At 57.1% G+C, this 23118-nt stretch carries 21 protein-coding genes and 3 pseudogenes; 9 read left to right on the top strand and 15 right to left on the bottom strand.

Annotated features, from left to right (window positions below):
• Positions 1-71: 71 nt before the first annotated feature.
• The 6 genes from QNJ43_RS05760 to mnmE all read right to left on the bottom strand — a co-directional run bounded on the left by QNJ43_RS05760 (position 72) and on the right by mnmE (position 6160).
• Positions 72-986, bottom strand: coding sequence for a ParB/RepB/Spo0J family partition protein (locus tag QNJ43_RS05760; RefSeq protein ID WP_300468551.1), 915 nt, complete (start codon positions 984-986; stop codon positions 72-74).
• 167 nt (positions 987-1153) lie between these two features.
• Positions 1154-1969 carry a ParA family protein gene (locus QNJ43_RS05755; RefSeq protein WP_300468168.1) on the bottom strand — a complete coding sequence of 272 codons (816 nt, stop codon included), beginning with the start codon at positions 1967-1969 and terminating at the stop codon, positions 1154-1156.
• 29 nt (positions 1970-1998) lie between these two features.
• Positions 1999-2271 carry a hypothetical protein gene (locus tag QNJ43_RS26785; RefSeq protein WP_346432869.1) on the bottom strand — a complete coding sequence of 91 codons (273 nt, stop codon included), beginning with the start codon at positions 2269-2271 and terminating at the stop codon, positions 1999-2001.
• 42 nt (positions 2272-2313) lie between these two features.
• Positions 2314-2661 (bottom strand): RsmG family class I SAM-dependent methyltransferase, encoded by a 348-nt coding sequence (locus tag QNJ43_RS26780; protein WP_346432868.1) that lies wholly within the window; start codon positions 2659-2661, stop codon positions 2314-2316.
• Positions 2662-2666: 5 nt separating this feature from the next.
• On the bottom strand, positions 2667-4544 hold the full coding sequence (mnmG, locus tag QNJ43_RS05745) for a tRNA uridine-5-carboxymethylaminomethyl(34) synthesis enzyme MnmG (protein WP_300468166.1): 1878 nt from the start codon (positions 4542-4544) through the stop codon (positions 2667-2669).
• Positions 4545-4828: 284 nt separating this feature from the next.
• On the bottom strand, positions 4829-6160 hold the full coding sequence (mnmE, locus tag QNJ43_RS05740) for a tRNA uridine-5-carboxymethylaminomethyl(34) synthesis GTPase MnmE (protein WP_300468164.1): 1332 nt from the start codon (positions 6158-6160) through the stop codon (positions 4829-4831).
• 618 nt (positions 6161-6778) lie between these two features.
• Here mnmE and QNJ43_RS05735 point away from each other — a divergent pair.
• A complete protein-coding gene (locus QNJ43_RS05735; protein WP_300468162.1) occupies positions 6779-7774 on the top strand; it encodes a hypothetical protein in 996 nt (331 codons plus the stop codon).
• 8 nt (positions 7775-7782) lie between these two features.
• Positions 7783-7938 (top strand): hypothetical protein, encoded by a 156-nt coding sequence (locus QNJ43_RS05730; RefSeq protein WP_300468160.1) that lies wholly within the window; start codon positions 7783-7785, stop codon positions 7936-7938.
• A 780-nt stretch (positions 7939-8718) separates the two neighbouring features.
• On the opposite strand, the gene QNJ43_RS05725 is transcribed toward QNJ43_RS05730, so the two are convergent.
• From QNJ43_RS05725 to hemE, 4 genes are all read right to left on the bottom strand, one after another.
• Positions 8719-8847, bottom strand: a complete 129-nt coding sequence (locus QNJ43_RS05725) for a hypothetical protein (RefSeq protein WP_300468158.1) — start codon at positions 8845-8847, stop codon at positions 8719-8721.
• 299 nt (positions 8848-9146) lie between these two features.
• Positions 9147-10412, bottom strand: a complete 1266-nt coding sequence (gene rho / locus QNJ43_RS05720; protein ID WP_300468549.1) for a transcription termination factor Rho — start codon at positions 10410-10412, stop codon at positions 9147-9149.
• Between the two features lie 285 nt (positions 10413-10697).
• Entirely contained in the window at positions 10698-11144 is a 447-nt protein-coding gene (gene hemJ / locus QNJ43_RS05715; RefSeq protein ID WP_300468156.1) for a protoporphyrinogen oxidase HemJ, read from the bottom strand.
• A gap of 9 nt (positions 11145-11153) precedes the next feature.
• The gene (gene hemE / locus QNJ43_RS05710) at positions 11154-12179 is read right to left on the bottom strand and encodes a uroporphyrinogen decarboxylase (RefSeq protein ID WP_300468154.1); all 1026 of its coding nucleotides are present in this window, start codon (positions 12177-12179) and stop codon (positions 11154-11156) included.
• 533 nt (positions 12180-12712) lie between these two features.
• Here hemE and QNJ43_RS05705 point away from each other — a divergent pair.
• The 5 genes and pseudogenes from QNJ43_RS05705 to dnaQ all read left to right on the top strand — a co-directional run bounded on the left by QNJ43_RS05705 (position 12713) and on the right by dnaQ (position 16348).
• Positions 12713-13427: pseudogene (locus tag QNJ43_RS05705) on the top strand (pyruvate, water dikinase regulatory protein).
• Positions 13428-13500: 73 nt separating this feature from the next.
• Positions 13501-14072 (top strand): annotated as a pseudogene (locus QNJ43_RS05700) (Maf family protein).
• 16 nt (positions 14073-14088) lie between these two features.
• Positions 14089-14946, top strand: coding sequence for a shikimate dehydrogenase (locus QNJ43_RS05695; protein ID WP_300468152.1), 858 nt, complete (start codon positions 14089-14091; stop codon positions 14944-14946).
• 3 nt (positions 14947-14949) lie between these two features.
• Positions 14950-15540: a dephospho-CoA kinase gene (gene coaE, locus QNJ43_RS05690; RefSeq protein ID WP_300468150.1), complete on the top strand. Its 591-nt coding sequence runs from the start codon at positions 14950-14952 to the stop codon at positions 15538-15540.
• A gap of 91 nt (positions 15541-15631) precedes the next feature.
• Complete coding sequence (dnaQ, locus tag QNJ43_RS05685; protein ID WP_300468148.1) at positions 15632-16348, top strand: DNA polymerase III subunit epsilon; 717 nt, start codon at positions 15632-15634, stop codon at positions 16346-16348.
• Between the two features lie 89 nt (positions 16349-16437).
• Here dnaQ and QNJ43_RS05680 read toward each other — a convergent pair.
• Positions 16438-17374, bottom strand: a pseudogene (locus tag QNJ43_RS05680) (D-glycerate dehydrogenase).
• 296 nt (positions 17375-17670) lie between these two features.
• Here QNJ43_RS05680 and QNJ43_RS05675 point away from each other — a divergent pair.
• A complete protein-coding gene (locus tag QNJ43_RS05675; RefSeq protein WP_346432867.1) occupies positions 17671-18228 on the top strand; it encodes an SH3 domain-containing protein in 558 nt (185 codons plus the stop codon).
• A gap of 90 nt (positions 18229-18318) precedes the next feature.
• Here QNJ43_RS05675 and fabI read toward each other — a convergent pair whose 3' ends face one another.
• The 3 genes from fabI to fabA form a co-directional block, all read right to left on the bottom strand.
• Positions 18319-19149, bottom strand: a complete 831-nt coding sequence (gene fabI / locus QNJ43_RS05670) for an enoyl-ACP reductase FabI (RefSeq protein ID WP_300468146.1) — start codon at positions 19147-19149, stop codon at positions 18319-18321.
• 135 nt (positions 19150-19284) lie between these two features.
• Positions 19285-20502, bottom strand: a complete 1218-nt coding sequence (gene fabB / locus QNJ43_RS05665; protein ID WP_300468144.1) for a beta-ketoacyl-ACP synthase I — start codon at positions 20500-20502, stop codon at positions 19285-19287.
• A 205-nt stretch (positions 20503-20707) separates the two neighbouring features.
• Positions 20708-21214 (bottom strand): 3-hydroxyacyl-[acyl-carrier-protein] dehydratase FabA, encoded by a 507-nt coding sequence (fabA, locus tag QNJ43_RS05660; protein WP_300468142.1) that lies wholly within the window; start codon positions 21212-21214, stop codon positions 20708-20710.
• A 573-nt stretch (positions 21215-21787) separates the two neighbouring features.
• Between fabA and irrA the strand changes: the two genes are divergently transcribed.
• The gene (gene irrA / locus QNJ43_RS05655; RefSeq protein ID WP_346432893.1) at positions 21788-22228 is read left to right on the top strand and encodes an iron response transcriptional regulator IrrA; all 441 of its coding nucleotides are present in this window, start codon (positions 21788-21790) and stop codon (positions 22226-22228) included.
• Between the two features lie 142 nt (positions 22229-22370).
• Here irrA and nth read toward each other — a convergent pair whose 3' ends face one another.
• Complete coding sequence (gene nth, locus QNJ43_RS05650) at positions 22371-23114, bottom strand: endonuclease III (protein ID WP_300468140.1); 744 nt, start codon at positions 23112-23114, stop codon at positions 22371-22373.
• Positions 23115-23118: the final 4 nt, after the last annotated feature.

The raw sequence follows: 23118 nt of genomic DNA, 5'->3' as shown, positions 1-23118 counted from the left end.
GGAACAGCCCAAAAAGACAAAGGCCCCCGCACCAGTGGAAGGATTTTTCATTAAAATATTAATTATATCAGTTAGTTACTGACACCCAACAGGCGACAGACCTGATCGAGCTGCTCAAGCGACTTATACTTGATCTTCAGTTCACCGGATTCCGCATTCGGCTTGTTGTTGATTGCGACCGCCAACCCGAGACCATCTGAAAGGCGCTTCTCCAGGGCGACCGTGTCGGCCGGCTTCAGCGCAGCACCCTTTGCCTTCTTCAACGCTTCCGGGTCATGGGCGAGCTTTTCCGCGTCGCGAACGCTCAAGCCCTTTTGCACAATGATCTCGGCCAGGGCAGCCGGATCGTCCACGGTGATCAGAGCTCGTGCGTGACCTGCGGTCAGCAGACCTTGGGCCAGATAATCCTTCACCGCGTTCGGAAGCTTCAACAGCCGCATCGTGTTTGCCACGTGCGAACGGCTCTTGCCGATCACCTTCGCCAATGCCGCCTGGCTGTAATTGAAATCGGCAACAAGCTGATCGTAACCCAACGCCTCTTCGATCGGATTGAGATCGGCGCGCTGCACGTTTTCGATAATCGCGAGCTCGAGCGCTTCCTGGTCGGTAACATCGCGGACGACCGCAGGCATCTCATGGAGCCCCGCCTTCTGCGCCGCCCGCCAGCGCCGTTCACCAGCGATGAGTTCGAACGTACCCTTCTCGATTGCCGACGGGCGAACAAGGATCGGCTGCACGACCCCCTTCTCGCGCACGGATTCGGTCAGGTCGCTCAGATCATCTTCGCTAAAGGTCTTGCGCGGATTACGCGGATTGGGCCGGATATATTCGATCCGGATCTTGCGGATACCGGAGCGTCCATGCGCACCCGCTGCATCATCCGCATTGCCGCCGCCGCTGGGCGCATCGGTGCTGACATCGCCGATCAGTGCGGCCAGTCCGCGCCCCAATCTCTTGTTTCGAGTACCACCGGCTTCATCCGCCATGGCCATAATCCCGCTTCCTTAGACGCAGCTTTTCGGCTGTCGTTTGTTTAGCTTGCATCAATTCGGTTCCGAATCGGACGCACCGGACGCCGAGTTTACAAAAACCGATCATCTGTAATACCCGTTTCGAACACCAACCGTAAAATCCGAATTACGAAACTGCGGATCTATGCCGCCTTCCGGATTTTCCGCTCACGCTGAATGATCTCGGAGGCCAACCGCAAATAAGCCTGACTCCCGGGACATTTCAAATCGTAGAGCAAGACCGGCTTTCCATAAGACGGCGCTTCCGACACACGCACGTTCCGCGGAATGACCGTGTCGTAGACCGCCTCGCCCATTGTCTCACGCACATCGGCAACGACCTGCGTCGACAGGTTATTGCGGCTATCGTACATGGTCAGCACGATGCCGTGGATGCTCAATTCAGGATTGAGCGCCTGCTTGACCTGCTCGACGGTGCTCAGAAGCTGGCTCAACCCTTCCAGCGCGAAGAACTCACACTGCAACGGCACCAGAATGGAATGCGACGCGCTGAGCGCATTGATCGTCAGAAGATTGAGCGACGGCGGGCAATCAACCAGAATATAGCTGAAACCGGGATTGTCGTGCTCGGCCACGTAGTCCGCGATCGCCTTGCGCAGCTTGAAAGCACGATCGGGCGAATCCGCGATTTCGAGTTCCAGTCCCAGCAGATCCATCGTTGACGGTGCGGCCCAAAGCCGGGGCACGACCGTCTCGCGGATGGCTCCCTTCAAGGTTGCCTCACCGTAAAGCACCTCATAGGTGAACACGGTGCGCTGCGACCGGTCGATACCGAGACCCGTCGACGCGTTGCCCTGGGGATCGAGATCGATCACCAGTACCCGCTCGCCGATGGCCGCCAGGGCCGTCCCAAGATTGATGGCCGTGGTCGTCTTGCCAACGCCGCCCTTCTGATTTGCGAGCGAGAGCACGCGCGGAGATTTAGGAAGCACACTCATGCGGTCAAAGCCCTCACCCGATTCACCATTTAATCAAAAGGGTCGATCCGGTGGATTTCCGAGATTTCAAGAATGACGCTCTGCGGATCGATGAGACTTTTATCTTCTACCAGATCCAGATGACAGGCGTGAGACGCTTTAACAATCTCTGAACGCGATTCACGTCCTTTGTGGAAAAACGCCTGTGCTCCACCGGAAACGAAAAGCTGTGAGAAACAGCAAAGAACATCCAGATCGGCCAGGGCGCGCGCGGAGACGCCTTTGATGTGCCCGTCCTTCTCTTCATCCCAACGATCCGTCACGGAGCCGATTCGATCTGCATGGCCACAGGCCCGCGCACCTGTCTAGCGAATGATCGTTCTCAGAAAGGCCGCCTTGCGCTGATTTCTCTCTACCAGATAAACCATTCCCTCGGACGATTTTTCAACCAGAAGAATTGTAATCACGAGATTGGAAAATCCGGCGCCGGATCCAAAATCAATCAAGTGCAAAAAATCCGGAGCCAGGTGATAAATACGGAGACTGTCGGCCACATTGCCGCAACCAAATTTGCGACAAGGTCGACACGGCGCGACCAGATTTTGTGCCTTCTGCCACCGCCGAAGAAGGTCGACATAGACGGTCAGTCGCTCACGCGTTTCACATGAAACAAAAAAGAAACGATCCAGAACCTCCGTACCGTCCGTCACCATGGGTATCAAGCTGCACCGCGTGCCCCCGTTGCGCCCGCGCTCAGGCGTTTGACGTGCGCAAGAATGAGCGTCAACGCTGCCGGTGTAATTCCGTCTATCCGCTCCGCCTGGGCGAGCGTCCCCGGCCGAACGGTTTCGAGCTTCGCCCGGAGTTCGTTCGATAGCCCGGAAAGAGCTACATAGTCGAAATCCTCGGGGATAGACAATGACTCTTCACGTCGCAGCGCCGCGATATCGCTTTCTTGCCGATCGAGATAGACGGCGTAGGTCGCATCGATTTCAATCTGTTCCGCGACAGCCTTCGGAATTACCCCAAGTTCCGGCCATATCTGAGAGAGGCGCGCGATATCGATCGACGTATAGGACAGGAGATCGAAGGCGCTCCGTCGAACCCCGTCCTGATTGATTTCAAGACCGTGCTGACGCGCTTCCGCGGGCGAAAGAGACAACGCCCCAGCAAGAGCACGCGCATGCTCGAGGTCCTCACATTTCGTTTCGAAAGCAACTCGACGCTCCTTCCCCACACAACCAAGATCGATCCCAATAGGGGTCAACCTTTGATCGGCATTGTCAGCCCGGAGGGTGAGGCGATATTCCGCGCGCGAGGTGAACATACGATATGGCTCGCTGACCCCGCGCGTAATCAGATCATCCACCATCACGCCGATATAGCCGTCGGCCCGCCCGATCGTCCGAGCAGCTCCTCCCCCGGCCTTCAAAGCAGCATTGAGCCCGGCGAGAAGTCCTTGCGCTCCTGCTTCCTCGTAACCCGTCGTTCCGTTGATCTGACCGGCGAGAAACAGCCCTTCGACGCGCTTTGTTTCAAGAGAAGCAGAAAGCTCCCGTGGATCGACGTGGTCATATTCGATTGCATATCCCGGACGGATGATCTCCGTCTTTTCCAGACCAGGGATTGTCCTCAAGAACGCTCTCTGCACCTCTTCAGGCAGAGACGTCGAAATCCCGTTCGGATAGACGGTGGGATCATCCAGACCTTCCGGCTCCAGAAAGATCTGATGGCCGTCCCTCTCCCCGAACCGCATGATCTTATCCTCGATGGACGGACAATAGCGCGGCCCCATGGAGATGATATTGCCGAAGTACATCGCCGAGCGGTTTATATTATCCCGGATGACCGCATGCGTTTCAGGCGTGGTGCGGGTGATGTGACACGCGACCTGCGGCGTCATAATGCGTTTGGTCAGGGTCGAGAAAGGAACGGGATCCTCGTCGCCGGCCTGTTCGTTCAATTGAGCCCAATTGATCGTACGCCCGTCGAGACGCGCCGGGGTCCCCGTCTTCAACCGGCCGAGACGGAAGCCCGCGCATTCCAGCGTATCGGACAAGCCGATCGCCGGCTGTTCACCGACGCGCCCTGCAGGAATCTGAATATCACCGATATGGATAAGGCCCCTAAGAAAGGTACCGGTCGTCAGGACAACCGAATCGCATCCGAATCGACGCCCGTCCGTCGTGACCACCGCTTGCACGCGGCCGTCAGAGATCTCCAGGTCATCAACCTCGCCCTCAACCACGGTGAGTTTCTCGGTCGTCTCGATGGCCGCACGCATCGCCTGGTGATAGAGCTTGCGATCCGCCTGTGCGCGGGACCCACGAACGGCAGGCCCCTTGCGGCGATTGAGCATGCGAAACTGGATACCGGCCGCATCAGCCACACGCCCCATGAGACCATCGAGAGCATCGATCTCACGAACCAGATGCCCCTTCCCAAGACCTCCAATCGCCGGATTGCAGGACATGGTTCCGATCGTGTCGGCGGAATGGGTCAGCAACGCAGTACACGCGCCCATCCGTGCCGCAGCCGCTGCGGCCTCACATCCGGCATGACCTCCGCCGATAACAATAACGTCGAACGTCACCATGAATCGGTAGCCCCTCTCGCACACGAAACAGATTTCACTCTGTCGGGAAAATTGGTTGCGTCTAACATATTGCAAGCCCGGACCCGGGTCAAAAAGAACTCGCTTTAGTTCATAACACCGCTGTGTCTTTGCGAGTCCCTGTCACTGCCATATAGCGCCCAACGGCTGTTCGGTATTTTACCTCCATCAGACCCGATTCAATCCGGGTCAGAATCAATGGCTAAATAAAATATTTCACGTGAAACATCCCCAGGACCTTACGCTCAATCCACAGCCTATCCCCACTATTTCCCGATGCAGAAATCTCTAAATATCACATCCAACAGGTCTTCAACGTCCGTCTTTCCAACGATCCGACCAAGCCCATCCCCCGCGACGCGCAGGTCTTCCGCCCGCAATTCCAGCGGCCAGCTCCCACCTTCCAATGCACGGTTCAATCCCTCGAGACATCTCCTCAGGCTACACCGGTGCCGGGCTCGCGTCACAACCGGGCTATCACTCTGCCCGATCATATCGTTGGCGAATCCTTCAAGCTCCGATAGCAAGGGCCCCAGACCATCAGATGCTTTGACCGAACAGGGGACTTCGCCTTCACCAAGATCTACGTCAACCAGATCCGCTTTCGTGGCCAACCGCACCACTCTGATCTGCTCCGCCTTGATCTCCGCGGGTTCTTCTCTCCTCTCCTGTCCCGCCGGGTTCAACCAGAGAACCAGATCGGCCGTCCCGGCTCGAACAAGGGCCCGACGCATCCCTTCCCGTTCGATGACTCCCGCTCCCTCCTCCCGCAGCCCCGCGGTGTCGACGACCGTTACCGGGTACCCACCAAGGTCCAGATGTACCTCAATCAGATCCCGCGTCGTTCCCGCTTCCTCGGTGACGATCGCCACCTCGCGACGGGCGAGTGCATTGAGGAGGCTCGATTTGCCCGCATTGGGCGGGCCCAAAAGCACGACCTGCAATCCGGACCGCAATCGCTCACCCCGACGATTGTCCACAAGGTGGTTGGAGATTTCGTCTCGGATCCGAATCACATTCTCCCAGATCGCGTCACTCGCGTTTCTTGGAACATCATCTTCATCAGCAAAGTCGAACTCAGCTTCGATCATGGCCCGGGAGCAGACCAGAACGGTCCGCCAGGACTCATAAAGCGCGCCGAGTTCCCCTCCCATCTGGCGAATGGCCTGACGCCGCTGCGCCTCGGTTTCCGCCTGGATGAGATCGCCCAGTCCTTCCACCTCGGTGAGATCCAACCGACCGGCCTCAAAGGCCCGTCTGGTGAAGGCTCCGGCTTCAGCAGGGGTGACACCCTCAAACGTCTCCAGAGCGCTCAGAACGGCTGCCACGACCGCACGGCCACCATGCAGATGGAACTCCACCACATCCTCGCCGGTGAAGCTCGCCGGCCTTTCGAAGAAGAGAACAAGCGCCTCGTCGAGGACCTCTCCTTTCGCGGGATCGCGAAGCTTGCGTACGCTTGCCCGTCTCGGCGCCGGCAATGATCCACACAATGTTTCGACGACGAATCGAACACGGGGCCCGGATATCCGAACCACAGCCACCCCGGAAGGAAGGTCGCCGCTCGAAAGCGCGTAGATCGTTTCCCGCTCGCTCATCAACAAAATTCCCGTTCAGCAAACCCCGGCCAGAGGCAGATACAGCCGCTTAGCCTTGTTGAAGACAACGGGGATAACCCTATTTTGAATAGAACCCAAGTCCCCGACAGCAAACATCCCCCACAAGACGCAAAAGGCACCCGATCTACGCAATGACCGAAAACCAGCTCGCCAAATAGATAGCCCCTACCTTCTTCAGCACAAGGACGATCCGATCCATTGGCGTGCCTGGAACGCGCAGTCCCTCACCGAAGTGCGCGATCAGAACAAGTCCATTCTACTTTCGGTCGGATATGCCGCCTGTCACTGGTGTCATGTCATGGCCTATGAGAGCTTTGAAGATGCTCCCATGGCCGAGGTCATCAACGCCCTTTTCATTCAACAGGGAGGAACGTCCCGACGTCGATCAGATTTACATGAACGCGCTCCACGCCTTCGACCAGCAAGAAGGGTGGCCGCTCACCATGTTCCTGACGCCGAATGCCGAGCCGTTCTGGGGAGGAACCTATTTTCCCAAACAAGTCCGATGGGGACGGCCGGGTTTTGTGGACGTCCTCAAACAAATAGCCCGCATCCGCGAAGCCGAGGGTGAGAAGATCTTATCCAATGCGGACTCTATTGATGAAGATCTTGCGGAAAGCCAACCAGGGCGCCACGCAAGTTACCCAAGGCACGACGCCGTCGCTACTCGATACGGCAGCGAAGCAATTGTTCGGCGTGACCGATCCGGTCAACGGTGGGATCCGAGGCGCACCGAAATTCCCGCAAGCAGGGCTGTTGGAATTGTTCTGGCGCGCCGGATTGAAGACGCATGACAAGCGATACCACGATCTCGTCATCAAGACATTGATGCAGATCTGCTCCGGCGGGATCTACGATCACCTCGGCGGCGGATTTGCGCGCTATGCTGTCGACGAGGAATGGCTCGTTCCGCACTTCGAAAATATGCTTTACGACAACGCACAGCTCATAGTGCTTCTGAGCGAAGCTTTTGTCGAAAGCGGACAGGACTTGTTCCGTGTGCGAATCGAAGAAACGATCGCCTGGCTTGAACGGGAAATAACGACCGAGGGCGGCGGCTTTGCAGCTTCGCTCGATGCCGATAGCGAGCATGAAGAAGGTCGGTTCTACGTTTGGTACGCTTCGGATATCGAGAAGATCCTCTCTCCCGATGATTACACACTCTTCACGCAAACCTACGACCTGATGCCGTCCGGCAATTGGGAAGGTAAGACCATTCTGAACTGGCTGTGCTCCGCTCCATACTCAAACCCAGAGGAGGAGGAGCGACTCACACGCATTCGTCAGATCCTTCTGAAGGAAAGAGATAAGCGCGTCCGCCCCGCACTCGATGACAAAATCCTGGCGGACTGGAAGGGCCTGATGATCGCAGCCCGCGTGCGAGCTTCGGAAGTTCTGGCGAGACCTGAATGGTTATTTCTTGCTGAGTGCGCATTCCATTTCATATCCGAATCGATGACGGGCTCCGGTCGTCTCGGTCACTCCTGGCGATCGAGACGTCTGAGCTTTCCCGGTCTTGCGTCCTATTATGCCAATGCCATATTGGCGGCCCTCGCCCTATATCGGGGAACTGCCAATCCAAACTATATCTGACCAGAGCAATGAATCTGGAGAAGACCCTATTCGACTACCATTGGGATCAGTCGGGACAGGGCTATTTTCTGACGGCCAGTGACGCAAATGACCTTGTCGTTCGACCGAAAAACGACGCCGACGAAGCGGCTCCAAACGCCAACGGCATCATGGCGCGTACCTGATCGAGCTTTGACATCTGACAGGAGAAGAGCGATATCGCAATCGCGCCAACGCCATCATCGATATCTTTACCCCTCAAATCCTGGAAAACGCATTTGCGAGCACGAGCCTTTCTGAATGCGTTTGATTTCCGTTTGAACGCAAGTCAGCTTGTCGTGGTCGCAAGCCAGATGATAGACGGTCCACCGATATCATGCGGAATGCCGGAGCCACTAACCTCACGTGCTGCACGCCTACCCCGGCCAGGACCTCCCGGACAATCACCCTGCAGCCGGCAAGACCGCAAAGGGCACTTCGGAAAGCGTTGCCTACCTCTGTCAGGGAGAAACATGCTCTTTGCCAATGGATAAGCTCCGAGGAGTTCATGAGGGCGCTAGAGCCCGATCGATATAACGCGCGTACTGGCTCTGATAGAGGCCTTTGAGAAACAAGCCGGGAACGACAACCGGTTCACTGAGGCCCGGACATCCCTTTGCCCTACTAAACACGCCAAGCCTGCTTGGTCAGTCGGTAAAGCTAATGACGTCGCTTGTCTGAGAATTCCGCAGGTACGTCGGGATGCTCGAACGTTCCTTCCGCCGACATACCGATGCGACGCATGACGGTCGTCAAACGCTCATTACCTACCACAGCAAAAAACACGATTTCATTGAGCCTCAAAGTTTCGAAACCGAATCTAAGCCAAGCGTTTACCGCTTTCGTGGTATACCCCCTGCCCATACCCAGCGCACCAGCCGCCAACCAATATCGACGCACGGCGCAAAATCGACAGACCCGTTGAATTACGAACGATCAAGCCCGACGAACCGGATGAAGCGACCCGTATCCAGTTCCTCTGCAGCAAGATAGCTGAAGCCGTTTATCCCGATCAGCTTCTCCAGAACACCGATTAACTCGATTACCTGTGCCACAGTCAGACATTCGGAAAAAAATACCATCATTTCCGAATCACAATTCATTTAGGCGAAAGGCGCAAAATCATCCTGTTTCCAGTGACGGAGCAATAGACAGCTCATCTTGATATAGAACTCGGGATTTCGACAATCGGCGATCATCAGGAGATCCCCTGATCGAACCAAATCCGAATCGAATGATTCACGTGAAACAAAACGCGCCGGATGGGGAATTGTCCGGCGCGTTTTATTTCACGTGAATCGGCCTAAACTAAACGATAATACCCCTCGATACCACCAAAGCCGCGGATCCAAAATCAAGTATTCATACTATCGAAGAAATCCTGATTACTCTTCGTCTGCCGAAGTTTATCGAGCAGGAATTCGATCGCGTCTATCGTCCCCATCGGATTAAGGATCCGACGCAGCACGTACATCTTCTTGAGTTTCTGAAGCGCAACCAGAAGCTCTTCCTTACGCGTACCGGACCGCTGAATATCGATCGCCGGGAACACACGCTTGTCCGCAGCCTTGCGGTCGAGGATAATTTCCGAGTTACCCGTACCCTTAAATTCTTCGAAGATCACTTCGTCCATGCGCGAACCCGTATCGATGAGCGCCGTCGCGATAATCGTCAGCGAGCCACCCTCTTCGATATTACGTGCTGCACCAAAGAAGCGCTTCGGCCGCTGCAGCGCATTAGCATCGACACCACCGGTCAGCACCTTGCCCGAAGACGGCACGACGGTATTGTAGGCGCGCCCCAGTCGCGTGATCGAGTCGAGGAGAATGACGACGTCCCGGCCGTGCTCGACCAGGCGCTTCGCCTTTTCGATCACCATCTCCGCAACCTGGACATGACGTGCTGCCGGCTCATCGAAGGTCGAGGACACCACCTCGCCATCGACAGTGCGCTGCATGTCGGTCACTTCTTCCGGCCGCTCGTCGATCAGAAGAACGATCAGGTAGCACTCGGGATGGTTCATGGTGATCGCGCGCGCAATGTTCTGAAGGAACATCGTCTTACCGGTACGCGGCGGCGCAGTAATCAGAGCGCGCTGACCTTTACCGAGCGGCGCAACGAGATCGATGACACGCGGGGAGAGATCCTTGATCGTCGGATTTTCCACTTCCATCCGGAAGCGTTCCTCCGGATAGAGCGGTGTCAGATTGTCGAAGTGAATTTTGTGTCGGGTCTTTTCAGGATCTTCGAAATTGATCGTGTTGACCTTGAGGAGGGCAAAATACCGTTCGCCATCCTTGGGAGACCGGATCTGGCCTTCAACCGTATCACCCGTGCGCAGCGAAAAGCGCCGGATCTGAGAGGGCGAAACATAAATATCGTCAGGTCCGGGCAGATAGTTCGCATCCGGCGATCGCAAAAAGCCGAAACCGTCCTGCAATACTTCAACAACGCCTTCGCCAATAATAATGACATCCTGCATCGCGAGCTGCTTGAGGATGGCAAACATCAGCTCCTGCTTCCGCAGGGTACTGGCATTCTCGACTTCCAATTCCTCGGCAAAGGCGAGTAATTCGGTAGGGGATTTGGACTTGAGGTCCTGAAGCTTCATTTCCCGCATGGGCTGGATCATGGTCCGCATTTGTGCCGGGCTGTGGATGGGATTTTCCGGCTAGATGAAAAGCGTTATGGGGAGTTAGCAGACCTTGTCACGGCCATTTGGACCGCCGCGTTGGCGCCTCATAAAAAACGCCGGACGCCTGTCTGCATGTCGTGGAGTATCGCGAACATAGTCACTTTTATTGTGACCGACAAGGGGATATCCCCATGCCGACCATTTCGTCGCAATTTAAATCCGCGATCAAGGTGTCGGTCAAAATTTCTTTTTAAAATAATTATTTAAGTCTCAATCAAAAAAGCCGTAGGGCTTCAGGATTACCAGAAGAACGACCACAATCATGATCAGGGTCGGGAATTCGTTTATAACCCGAAAATATTTCTCCGAATGTTGGTTTGCATCAGCCGCAAAATCTTTCACGTGTTTCGCCAAAAGGTCGTGAAAACCAGAAAGAATGAATACAAGAAGGAGTTTCAGGTGAAACCAACCTTCCGTAAGGTACCCATATTCCCAGGCAACAACCAACCCGAAAATCCACGAAGCGATCATCGCCGGGTTCATGATCGCCTTCATGAGCCGACGTTCCATCACCTTGAAGATTTCAGAAGTCTCCGAACCGATCTCGGCCTTTGTGTGATAGACCATCAGTCGCGGAAGATAGAAAAATCCTGCCATCCACGCGATAACCGACATGATGTGAAAGGATTTTAACAAAAGTACAAGATCATCGCTCACCGATTCTACTCACTTTTTCTGATTAGGATCGGATGCAGACCGAACCCGTTCTATCATTCTCTTTACATGTGCGATCGATGTCTGTGGCACTATTCCGTGACCGAGATTGAACACCAGAGGCCCCTGCCCGAGATAGCGGAGCACCGTGTCGACCCCCTGATCGAGAGCATCACCGCCCGCAACCAGCCGCATCGGGTCGAGATTTCCCTGAACCGGCACGGTCTTTTGAACATCGCGCGCTAAATCCATCGGCGCAGTCCAGTCGAGACCGACGGCGTTCACACCGGTACGCGCAATATAAGACTGCAATCGACCGGCGGCGCCTTTCGGAAATCCGATGATCACCGCATCAGACTTGGCCGCGCGCACACGCTCCACGATCCGTCGCGTTGGATCCACGCACCAGCGTTCAAATCCCTCATCATCGAGTACACCGGCCCAGGTATCGAATATCTGCAGCGCATCGGCGCCCGCATCGAGCTGATGGATCAGATAGTCGGCGGAGGCCTCGACCAGCAGGTTGATCCAGTGCTGGAACGTCTCAGGATCGGAATAGGCGCCGATACGGGCCGCAGTTTGATCCTGGGTGGTGTGACCGGCCACCGAATAGCACGCAACCGTCCAGGGAGCCCCGCAGAAGCCCAGGAGAGTCGTATCCTCGGGAAGTTCCGCTCTCAGCCGCTCCATAGTTCTCATGACCGGCGCAAGATGATCGTGAGTCCTTTCAGGTTTCAGTGTATCGAGGATCTCGCTGGAGAGAGGCGTGAGGACCGGACCTCGTTCCTTCTCAAAGCGAACTGGATAGCCCAACGCATCGAGAACGACGAAAATGTCCGAGAATAGGATTGCTGCATCAAAGCCGAAGCGACGGATCGGTTGCAGGGTCACTTCGACCGCCAGATCCGTGTCGTAGCAGAATTTCAGGAAGTCGGACTGCTTCGTTCGGGTTTTGCGATATTCGGGAAGATAGCGTCCCGCTTGTCGCATCATCCAGACGGGAGGTGGCCAAAGCTGTTCTCCTGCCAGCACCCGCATTACGGCTCGCTCCTTCGATCGCATGCGTCTCGTCCCTTTTTCCTTCAAACTTCTAATCAATGAATCTCTTAGAAGAGATTTGTTTATTTAATTTGCGTGTGGATTGCCGTGATTATAATCCCTCCACAATTTTTCGATTAGTTATTTTGCCTTCAGGGACGTTGGGGATGACATTTCTCCATACCTGAGCGAACTCGACCAATTTCTTAAACGGACCTTAAGGATTTCGGCGACGTTAACGCCTTGTTAACGAATTTGACGCTGTGCATAAAGTGCGGATGAGGAGTCAGTAACTCCATCTCTGGATGCGAATTCCCAGATTCTCAGAATCCACCTCCTGAAATTGTCCCGCGCTGCGCTCTCTGTTGATGAAAAAGCTGCTATGGGCATGATGGATTAGGTCACGCGCCGAAGGAGGCAGAGTCATGCCCGCTCATGCACAGGGTCGAAGATCATCTGGGGATGATAACCCGAGAGATCCGCGTAGCTTCTTCCATTAACACCTGATTTTGGATTCCACCGGCGAAACCTTGATGACGGTTTCCCGCGCGGCACTGGCACAGTACGAGGACATACAGCCGGTCGAGCACGTCTACCCCCTCGTCCGCTCAGATCGCCAGCTCGACCGTGTTCTGACGAAAATCGAGGCCGCTCCCGGCATCGTGCTCTATACGCTCGTCGCCGATGAGCAGATCCGCCGTCTGGAATGCGTCTGCTGCGAGCATGGCGTGCCGTGCGTCAACATTCTCGATCCCGTTTTCGCGGTCTTCCAGTCCTAATCTCAAGGTTCAGGAATTCCGTCGGGTCGGCGGACAAAATGCGCTGGATGTCAACTATTTCCGGCGGATCGACGCACTCAACTACACGATGATGCACGATGACGGGCAGATGCCGGACGGCCTCGACTAAGCCGATGCCGTGCTGATCGGTATCAGCCGAACCTCCAAGACGCCGACGAGCATCTATCTCGCCAATCGGGGCATCAAGGTCGCAAATATTCCGATCATGCCCGAGGTTCCGATCACCCCGTCCCTCTTCGAGGTTCGCCGTCCGCTCGTGGTCGGACTTGTTGCCAGTGCCGAACGTATCCTCCAGGTCCACCAGAACCGGCTTTTGTCATTGAACGCCATCGGTCAGAACCATCGCTGTGTCGATCGCTCCGCGATCTCGGAGGAAATTAGTTTCATGCGGTGACTGTGCGCCGAGCACGGCTGGCCCGTCATCGACGTGACCCGCCGCTCGATCTAGGAAACGGCCACGGTGATCATGTACCTGATGAAGTAACGTCGTCAATTTCATGATATTCCGGGAGAATGAATGAATGAATGAGCGATCTCGTCCTGGCGAGCACAAGTCCCCCTGGCGCGCGCAGATGTTGCGCGATGCCGGTCTCTATATTTCGACGCAAGCCGCTGACATCGACGAACGAGCCGTCGATGCGCCTTTGAGAGAGGCGAAACTCCCTCCTGAAGACATTAGTTCTTAATTCTGGCAGAGGCGAAGGCGGACAATGTTTCCGCCTGCCGTCCCGGTGCGATCGTGATCGACGCGGATCAGGTTTTGGATTTCGACGGCGAGATTTTCTTCAAGCCGGAAACCATCGAACAGGCTCGCGTCAATCTTCTTGCCTTGCGCGGGCTCCCCCATCAGCTTCATTTCGCAATCGTCTGCGTTCGCGACGAGGAAGCGATCTAGCGTCATATTTCATCGGCAACATTGATGATGCGCGATTTCTTACCTCAATTTCTGGGGTACTATCTGGCTCATATAGGAGAAAACGCCTTGAAGAGCGTCCGTTCCTATCAGATCGAGGGCGACTACACCACGATCATCGATTTGCCGCTTTTGCCGCTTCTCGCCTTCCTTCGGGCCGAAGGCGTGCTCGAATTCTAATGATTGTCTGGGGGATATGATGGAAAACGCACCGCGCGCGGCGGTGATAGGCTGGCCGGTGAAGCATTCGCGCTCACCGATCATTCATCGTCATTGGCTGAAAACCTATGATCTGGCGGGAAGCTACGATCGTCTCGCACTGGAACCCGAAAAAGCCGAAGCGTTTTTCCGCTCCTTCTCGTCATCCGGTCTTGTCGGCGCAAACGTCACCATCCCGTACAAGGAAACGGCTTTCTCCTGTTGCGATGAGGTCGATGAAACCGCCCGCGTTCTTGGCGCGGTCAATACGATCGTCCTTAAGGACGGTCGTCTTCTTGGCAGCAACACCGACGAGTTCGGTTTTCTCGGATCGCTCGATTCCGGCGCGCCGGGATGGGACGAGATCGGTAAAACGGCAATCGTGCTCGGCGCGGGAGGTGCTGCACGCGCCGTTGTCTGGGCACTTCTGTCGCGCGGACTGACGGTTCATCTGTTCAACCGTACCCGCAAGCGCGCAAAGGTTTTGGCGGATCGTTTCGGATCCGGAGTTCAGGTTCACGAGTTCGACGATCTGCCCACGATCCTGAAAACCGTGTCGATCTTCGTCAACACGACGTCATTCGGCATGGAAGGTCAGCCCGCTCTCGATGTCGATTTGTCGCCGATGCCGGGTTCGGCGGTCGTCACGGATATCGTCTACGTTCCGCTCGAAACGCCGCTTCTGGCCTTGGCGCGCCATCGCGGTCTGCAAACCGTAGACGGTCTCGGTATGTTGCTACATCAGGCTATCCCCGGATTTGAACTCTGGTTCGGGCACCGCCCGCAGGTGACCGCGGAATTGCGGAGCATCGTTCTGGAGGATATGGCCTGGGACGAAAAGCTGGGAGAAGCCTGAAACATGATTATTCTCGGTCTCACCGGGTCCATCGGCATGGGAAAATCGACCACCGGCAAGCTCTTTGCCGAGGCTGGTGTTCCCGTTTATGACGCAGACACCACCGTTCATGCCCTTTACGCAGGAAAGGCTGCGCCAGCGATCGAGGAGGCTTTCCCCGGAACGGTTGTCGACGGGGCGGTCGATCGCGCTGCGCTTGGAAAATATGTGGTCGGCAAACCGGAAGCCCTGGCTCATCTGGAAGCGATCATCCATCCGCTTGTCCGGGACGTCCGCGACGCATTTCTCACCGATGCCCGCGCGAGGTTGTGCCCGGTCGCGGTTCTCGATATTCCGTTGTTGTTCGAAACAGGCGGTGACAAACAGGTCGATGCCGTGGTTCTTGTCACCACGACCCCGGAAATCCAGCGCGAACGGGTGTTCAAGCGGCCTGAAATGACGGCGGAAAAACTCGATGCGATCCTCGCCCGGCAGATGCCGGATGCGGAAAAGCGGCAGCGGTCCCATTTCATGATCGAGACCGGCCATGGGCTGGACCAGGTCCGTCGACGGGTTTCCGCCATTTTGCGCGCTACCGCCTCAATGGGTGGATAAGCAGGATCCGGCGGTTGTTGCCCTGATTCGCTCAGACGAGAATGACCTTCTAAAGCGCGGCTGACTCGCGCTGCAGAACTGGAAACGCGATATGCGCGAGATTGTGCTCGATACCGAAACGACCGGCCTGAATCCCCGCGGTGGCGACCGCCTGGTGGAAATCGGCGGCGTCGAACTGGTGAACCATATTTCCTCGGGCCAGCACTATCACGTCTACATAAATCCTGAGCGGGACATGCCGGAGGAAGCCTTCAACGTCCACGGCCTGTCGGAGGAATTTCTGTCCGATAAACCGGTCTTTGCTACGCTGGCGCAGGAATTCGTGGATTTCGTTGGCGATGCGACGCTGGTCATTCACAACGCCGCCTTCGACATGGGCTTCATCAACATGGAGCTCGGGCGCCTCAACATCCCGCCGATCGGCAACGAGCAGGTTCTCGATACCCTTCAGCTCGCCCGCCGTCGCCATCCTGCCGGGCCCAATTCGCTCGATGCTTTGTGCTCGCGATACGGGATCGACAACAGCCGTCGTACGATCCACGGCGCTCTTCTCGATGCTGAGTTTCTGGCTGAGGTCTATATCGAGCTGATCGGCGGCAAGCAGTCCTCTCTCGGACTGACAAGTAGCGCCAGTGAGCAAGAGTACGACGATGCCGGTCCCGTCATTCGCCGCGCCGTCAAGCCACGTGCAACGCCCCTGCCCTCGCGCCTGAGCGAAGCCGACATTGCGGCGCACGCCGAATTTATCGCCAGGTTTGGTGACGAGGTGATCTGGGCGAAATACCTGGATATGAAGGCAAAACCGTAGAGCGCGCCGAATTCGGAACGAAATCCGACGGTAGGCTCCCAATACGTTTCAGATTCGAATCGACGGCTTGATCCAGTGAGTCAATGCCTTCAGAGCATCGACGGCAGGACGCGGTCGGGCGGGCAATGCCCGTCCGTGAAGGTGCGGATGTTGATTATCACCTTCTCACCCATGTCGATATGGCCTTCGATCGTGGTCGAGCCCATATGCAGCAGGAGCAGAACGCGTTCCGACTTGAGGAGCTCCAGCCCCGCTCCCGCCAGCTCTTCGGCTTCGATTATTCGCGTCAGTGCGACTTCGTCGATGACCTCGCCACGCGCGGTGCTGACCAGATAGGCTTCCGGCTTCAGAAGCTCCAGCCGCCGGGCCGACAACAAGTGATAGGTTGCGGGCGTGTGCAGGCAATGGACCGAAATCACGTCCATGCGCGCCAGCATCTGGTCGAGGCTGTCCCAACCAATAGGTCGCTTCCAGCGCGTCTTCGACCTTGAACGGCACGCGGCGGCGATTGTGATAGTGGATGGACATGCCGAACGCCTTGGCGCGGCGCGCGACCGCCTGACCGATTCGGCCCATGCCGACAATACCGAGGCGCTTGCCCCAGATCCGGTGACCAGCCATGCTATTCGCCGTTTTCCAGGATCTTGATGCCTTCGGCGATCCGGCGAGGAACCGCGAGGATCAGCGCCATGGTCATGTTGGCCGTATCCTCGGTGAGAATGTCCGGCGTGTTGGTCACGGTGATGTCGCGATTATTGGCAGCGTTCACGTCGATATTATAGAAATAATTGCCGAAATTCGCGATCAGTCGGAGATTGGGGCCAGCCTCGGACAGGACGGCGGTGTCGATTCTGTCCGTGACGGTGGCACGAGAACGTCGGCGGTTTTCACCGCTTCGACCAGTTCTGCCTGGCTCGTCGGCCGGTCTCCGTCATTGAGACGGGTGTCGAACAATTCGCGCATGCGCGTCTCGACAACATCCGGCAAGGTCCGGGTAACCATGACAAGGGGTTTCTTGATGGGCATTGCGGTCCTCGCCTAGACCAGTTCGTTGAGGGGTCCTTAACCGTAATCGACGCATTGTGTCGCCGAGCGGTGTCAGCCGAAGCTTGTAGCTTTCCTAACCAGATGGTGGGCAAGAAACAAGCCGAACTGACCGAAACCGCAGCCTGAATCGCACGAAACGTAGCTCGCACCGGGGCCCGCACCTTCAGTCGGCGGGATTCAGGGCAGACCGTAGCGTCCTCAAGTGGGTTTCTTCAAGCTGAACAATGAGACGGAAGCCTCCGGTTAGACTCATGGATTACGGACCGAACAGCCCCATGAACCGAAAGCACACAAAACGGAACTCGCTGCGCATCCTTGCGCACGCCTTTCTGGTCCTGGCTTTCCTGACTCCGGTGATGGTCGGATCGGTGGTCGGTGCGGGTGCTCAGGGCACCACGGAAGGCGCCAGCGGCTTGCCAGTTCCACGCTTCGTCAGTCTCAAGTCGGATCGGGTGAATGTGCGTCGCGGTCCCGGCCGGGATCATGAGGTTGTGTGGACCTTCGTGCACGCCGGATTGCCGGTTGAGATCGTTCAGGAATTCGAGAACTGGCGACGAATCCGCGATTGGGAGGGCAGCGAAGGCTGGGTCTTCCATTCGCTTCTGTCAGGTCGCCGCACGGCATTGGTCAAGCCGTGGGAAAAGACGGGCACCGTTCCACTTCGTTCCGGACCCGATTTAAACGCCGCCATCGTTGGAGAATTGGAACCCAACGTGCTCGCCTCTGTATCGGAATGTGGCAAGGGCCTCTGCAAGATTTCAGGAAACGATTGGGAGGGGTGGGTCGATCAGATCTTGCTCTTCGGCGTCTATCCCGACGAGACGTTCGACTGACGGACGAAGGCGGGCAATGGCTTGCCGGATCTCTTGAAGCGAAGCGGACGCGCCGTAGCACATCCGCATTCCTTCACTTCTGAAGGTGCATCATTCTGCCGCAGCGTTTTCCGCAGCTTCTTCGAGTGCCTGCAACTCGTTGAGCCGCGGCATGGAGATGATGTTGAAGCCGCTGTCGACAAAATGGATCTCGCCGGTGACGCCGGACGACAGATCGGACAGCAGATAAACGCCCGCATTGCCGACCTCGTTGATGGTCACGGGGCGCTTCAACGGCGAATTATCGCGCTGGAAATTGAACATCAGCCGCGCGTCGGAAACACCGGCGCCGGCAAGCGTGCGCACCGGACCGGCCGAGATCGCGTTGACGCGGATATTCTGGGCACCGTAATCGGCGGCGAGATACCTGACCGAAGATTCAAGAGCGGCCTTGGCGACACCCATCACATTGTAATTCGGCATTACCCGCGTCGAGCCGCCATAGGTGAGCGTGATGATCGATCCACCGTCCAGCATCAGCTCGGTGGCCAGCTTGGTGATTTCGGTGAAGGAAAAGCAGGAGATCACCATCGTGCGCGAGAAATTTTCGCGGCTGGTATCCGCATATCGCCCCTTCAGCTCGCCCTTGTCGGAAAACGCGATGGCATGAACGAGAAAATCGATCTTGCCCCAGCGCTCCTTCAAGGTGGCGAAGACGTTCTTCACGGACACAAGGTCTTCCACATCGCACGGGATCAGGATGTCGGATGATCCCACCGATTCAGCAAGCGGCTTCACCCGCCGACCAAAAGCCTCGCTCTGATAGGTGAAGGCCAGTTCGGCTCCGTTTTCAGCCAATGCCCTGGCAACGCCCCAAGCGATAGAGTGATCATTCGCGACACCCATGACAAGGCCGCGTTTGCCCTCCATCAAACCGATCATGCGACTCTCCTTATTCTGCTAAAAAGGACGCCGCGCGGTCGGATATGCCAACTGCCGGTTTCCATATTTCTGCTTTTGTTAGTTTTAGACGATTGTGCCGTTCGGATTCGGGGGAGAAGAACGGCACAATTCAAATCAGCCGTCGCACCGTTTGAAAACGAGCGACGCATTCGTTCCGCCGAACCCGAAGCCGTTCGACAGTACGCAATTGATCTTGGCGTTGTCGATGCGTTCGCGAACGATGGGCATATCGGCAAATGCAGGATCGAGCTCTTCGATGTTTGCCGATTTGGCTATGAAATCGTTGTTCATCATCAGGATCGAATAGATCACTTCCTGGACGCCGGCCGCCCCGAGCGAATGGCCGGTGAGCGACTTCGTGGCCGAGATCGGCGGAATCTTGTCGCCGAAGACCTCGCGAATGGCTTCGATTTCCTTCAGATCACCGATCACCGTGGAGGTGGCGTGCGGGTTGATGTAATCGACCGGGCAATCGACGTTGGAAAGCGCCAGCTTCATGCAGCGCGCCGCGCCCTCGCCCGAAGGCGCCACCATGTCGTAACCGTCAGACGTTGCACTGTAGCCGACGATTTCTGCGTAGATCTTCGCGCCGCGTGCCTTGGCGTGTTCGTATTCTTCCAGGACGAGCACACCTGCGCCACCCGCGATGACGAAACCGTCGCGATTGGCGTCATAGGCGCGTGAGGCGGTTGAGGGCGTGTCATTGTACTTGGAAGACATCGCGCCCATGGCGTCGAAGAGGACGGACAGCGTCCAGTCCAGCTCCTCGCCGCCGCCGGCGAAGACCACGTCCTGCTTGCCCCGCTGGATGAGCTCGGCCGCGTTGCCGATGCAGATATTGGTGGTCGCGCAAGCCGCTGAGATCGAATAGTTCACGCCGTGGATTTTGAAGGGCGTGGCCAGCGTCGCGGAATTGGTCGACGACATCGCCTTGGGAACGGCGGTCGGGCCGATGCGCCGCGGCCCCTTGTCACGAGCAATGTCCGCCGCCTCGACGATCGCCTTTGTCGAGGGCCCGCCCGATCCCATGATCAGGCCGGTGCGCTCGTTGGTGACGTCGCTGCCTTCCAGGCCGCTGTCGGCGATCGCCTGCTGCATGGCGATATAGTTCCATGCAGCCCCTGCGCCCATGAAGCGCATGGCGCGCCGGTCGAGAATGTCGGCCGGATCGAGTTTCGGGTCGCCGTGAACCTGGCAGCGGAAACCGATCCTCTGATGGTCCTCGGCGAAAACGATGCCCGGCTTGGCGTCGTGAAGGCTCGCCAGAACGTCCTGTGTCGTATTGCCGATAGACGACACGATGCCCATTCCGGTGACGACCACACGCCTCATGGCGGTCTCCTCGATGCTGTTTCGCTCCGGTCCGGTAGTCGTTTCGGTTTCATCGTCGGCCGGAAGCTTATTTTTAAGCGATAACTATTGCACCAAGGCGCCTGAAGGTGCCTTGGGATGACTACACGCGGACACCTGCCGGCAACGAGCCGCAACGACTCGCCTGCTGATCATGCCGGTAAGCCCGGTGCGTTCCTGAAGCCGATCAGCTCTGGAACAGACCGACCTTGAGATCGGACGCGCGATAGATTTCTTCGCCGTCGGCCTTCACCCAGCCGTTCGCGATGCCGAGGACGAGCTTCGAGCGCATCACCCGCTTCAGATCGACGCCGTATTCGATCTGCTTGATCTCGGGCGTGACCATTCCGGTGAACTTCACTTCGCCGACGGCAAGCGCGCGTCCGCGTCCCGGAGAGCCGAGCCATCCGAGGAAAAAGCCGACCATCTGCCACAGCGCATCGAGGCCCAGGCAGCCCGGCATGACGGGATCGCCCTTGAAGTGACAGGGGAAGAACCAGAGGTCCGGCTTGATCTCGAGCGTCGCGCGCACTGCACCCTTGCCGTTGGCGCCGCCGTCTTCGGTGATTTCCGTGATCTTGTCGAACATCAGCAGGGGCGGCAGCGGTAATTGCGCGTTTCCCGCGCCGAACAGTTCCCCGCGCCCGCAAGCGAGTAGGTCTTCATAGTCGTAGCTAGAGGCGCGTTCCTGCATTCCGATCCCGCACTTGTTTTCGCGAAGGTCATTTGGGCCCGTTCGCGCATCCGTAAAAGGTGCGCCGTTTCGGGCGGATTCCTTCGTCCATCATTTTGATGGCGTTTTCCTATCACAGGAGTATCAGCTTCGAAAGGGCAACGGGCAACGCGAATTCGCCGAAAACGGCGGGCCGGATCCAGTTTGCGGTATTTTGAAGCTGCTCGCTTCCCGACCTCTACCCATTCTGCCAACGGAACCGAGTGCCGCGGAGCTGCCAGATTGCGTTAAACGCCGCGATTTCCTATTATATAGACTGATGTGGACCTGGCAGGTAAAGCGATCGGGCATCCGGAAGGAAGGATGCGAGATAATATCGGTTACGGTTCGCGGTTCGACTTCGGAAGCCTGGAAATTTCCGGGAATATGACCGCGGGAACGGACCGGACGATTGGTTCAGATGGCCGGAGGCGAGCGGGAAACTCCCGATGAACGTCCTTCAACGGCAAGTTAAGTGTGGCCGTCTGCACGTATACATGGTGTAGCCAGGTACACGTGTATGGCACCCTTTTTGATGGCAGCTTCGTAAACGTCATGGTCGAGCAGCAAATTAATATCCACTCGCCGGAATCGCGCAACAGCGTACGCGACATGCTGCGTGAAGCCGGTTTGCGGCCGACGCGACAGCGCTTGGCATTGGCTGAGATCCTCTTCTCGAAGGGCAACCGCCATATTTCGGCGGAGCTTCTCCACGAAGAGGCGGTGCTCGCCCGCGTGCCGGTGTCGCTTGCGACCGTCTACAACACCCTGCATCAGCTCACTGAAGCAGGCATGTTGCGCGAAGTCGCGGCCGAAGGCACCAAAACCTACTTCGACACGAATGTCAGCGATCATCACCACTTCTTTATCGAGGGTGAGAACCGCGTGGTCGACATTCCCGGTTCGAACGTATCGGTCAAGGATCTGCCGACGCCGCCGGACGGCATGGAAGTCGTTCGGGTCGACGTGGTTGTGCGTCTTCGCCAGACCGACTGATAGGGCATCAGCAGAATCAGCCGAACGCGGCAACCTGCCGCGGCTTTGCCGCGCGAACACGGGTGAAGGCCTGTCAACATCTCGGCGTACCCGCCCTTGTCCTGTCCGGCTTTCTTGGCCGGAGCGCGCGTGGGGTGGCCTTCTAGGCCCGTTTTTGGGGTGGTTTGCACAGATCCGCGATGATGCAGCGCCCGCAATCAGGCGTGCGTGCCTTGCACACGTAGCGACCGTGCAGGATCAGCCAGTGATGGGCGTGGAGCCGGTAGGCATCGGGTATAATCTTCTCCAGTTTCCGTTCCACTTCCAGCGGCGTCTTGCCCGGTGCAATGCCAAGCCTGTTGCCGATCCGGAAAAGGTGCGTATCGACTGCGATCGTCGGTTCGCCGAAGGCGATGTTGAGCACCACATTGGCCGTTTTGCGGCCCACGCCCGGCAACTCTTCCAGCGCTTCGCGCGAGCGCGGCACCTCCCCGTCATGCTCTGCGATCAGCATCTGCGACAGCGCGATCACGTTCTTCGCCTTGTTGCGGTAAAGCCCGATGGTCTTGATCGCGTCGCGAACCTTGTTCTCGCCCAGCACCACCATCTTTTCCGGCGTATCGGCGATTGCGAAAAGCCCGCGCGTCGCCCGGTTCACGCCCGCATCGGTGGCCTGGGCCGACAACACCACAGCCACCAGCAGCGTGAACGCATTCACATATTCCAGCTCGCCCTTCGGTCCCGGATCATGGGTATGGAAGCGTTCGAAGATCGCTTCGATCTCGGCTGCCGTATATTTCGGGATTTTCGCGCGTCGGGCCCGTTTTGCAGGGCTTGCCGCTGCCTTTTTTGCCGACGAGCCGGCCTTGTTTTGCGTGGTGGGTGATGCTGTCTTGGTTTTGGCCATTAGT

It is taken from the genome of Breoghania sp. (assembly GCF_030066895.1).
Taxonomy (GTDB): Bacteria; Pseudomonadota; Alphaproteobacteria; order Rhizobiales; family Stappiaceae; genus Breoghania.
This window is presented reverse-complemented; position numbering and strand designations above follow the sequence as displayed.

Coding starts and splice junctions, on each gene's coding strand:
- QNJ43_RS05760 (WP_300468551.1), bottom strand. CDS start 986: ATGGCGGATGAAGCCGGTGGTACTCGAAACAAGAGATTGGGGCGCGGA.
- QNJ43_RS05755 (WP_300468168.1), bottom strand. CDS start 1,969: ATGAGTGTGCTTCCTAAATCTCCGCGCGTGCTCTCGCTCGCAAATCAG.
- QNJ43_RS26780 (WP_346432868.1), bottom strand. CDS start 2,661: ATGGTGACGGACGGTACGGAGGTTCTGGATCGTTTCTTTTTTGTTTCA.
- mnmG (WP_300468166.1), bottom strand. CDS start 4,544: ATGGTGACGTTCGACGTTATTGTTATCGGCGGAGGTCATGCCGGATGT.
- mnmE (WP_300468164.1), bottom strand. CDS start 6,160: ATGAGCGAGCGGGAAACGATCTACGCGCTTTCGAGCGGCGACCTTCCT.
- QNJ43_RS05730 (WP_300468160.1), top strand. CDS start 7,783: ATGAATCTGGAGAAGACCCTATTCGACTACCATTGGGATCAGTCGGGA.
- rho (WP_300468549.1), bottom strand. CDS start 10,412: ATGCGGGAAATGAAGCTTCAGGACCTCAAGTCCAAATCCCCTACCGAA.
- hemE (WP_300468154.1), bottom strand. CDS start 12,179: ATGCGGGTGCTGGCAGGAGAACAGCTTTGGCCACCTCCCGTCTGGATG.
- QNJ43_RS05695 (WP_300468152.1), top strand. CDS start 14,089: ATGATGGAAAACGCACCGCGCGCGGCGGTGATAGGCTGGCCGGTGAAG.
- coaE (WP_300468150.1), top strand. CDS start 14,950: ATGATTATTCTCGGTCTCACCGGGTCCATCGGCATGGGAAAATCGACC.
- dnaQ (WP_300468148.1), top strand. CDS start 15,632: ATGCGCGAGATTGTGCTCGATACCGAAACGACCGGCCTGAATCCCCGC.
- QNJ43_RS05675 (WP_346432867.1), top strand. CDS start 17,671: ATGAACCGAAAGCACACAAAACGGAACTCGCTGCGCATCCTTGCGCAC.
- fabI (WP_300468146.1), bottom strand. CDS start 19,149: ATGATCGGTTTGATGGAGGGCAAACGCGGCCTTGTCATGGGTGTCGCG.
- fabB (WP_300468144.1), bottom strand. CDS start 20,502: ATGAGGCGTGTGGTCGTCACCGGAATGGGCATCGTGTCGTCTATCGGC.
- fabA (WP_300468142.1), bottom strand. CDS start 21,214: ATGCAGGAACGCGCCTCTAGCTACGACTATGAAGACCTACTCGCTTGC.
- irrA (WP_346432893.1), top strand. CDS start 21,788: ATGGTCGAGCAGCAAATTAATATCCACTCGCCGGAATCGCGCAACAGC.
- nth (WP_300468140.1), bottom strand. CDS start 23,114: ATGGCCAAAACCAAGACAGCATCACCCACCACGCAAAACAAGGCCGGC.